The 255-nt window shown below is 43.9% G+C and carries 1 rRNA gene; it reads left to right on the top strand.

Annotated features, from left to right (window positions below):
* A 23S ribosomal RNA gene (locus tag KW844_RS29545) occupies nucleotides 1-255 on the top strand; the annotation flags it as partial.

Genomic DNA, 255 nt, shown 5'->3' with positions numbered 1-255 from the left:
AAGTTGGTGAATATTCCAACACCTGCTATAAATTCGATGGAGTAACGGAGTAGTGAAAGGACTGCGCACTTACGGAATAGTGCGTTAAAGGGAGTAGTTATAGGTTTTGTAGGTAAATCCGCAAGACTTGATGAACCTGATAGTACAGCAAAGCTTCGGCCTCGCTGATAATGTCCCTAATCAGACTTCCAAGAAAAACTTCTAAGGTTCGTTTATAGCAGCCCGTACCGTAAACCGACACAGGTAGTCGAGGAG

Source organism: Chitinophaga sp. sic0106 (assembly GCF_019219075.1).
In the GTDB taxonomy this organism is placed as follows: domain Bacteria; phylum Bacteroidota; class Bacteroidia; order Chitinophagales; family Chitinophagaceae; genus Chitinophaga.
Note: the sequence above shows the minus strand (reverse complement) of the source record. Positions and strands in the feature narration are given on the sequence as shown.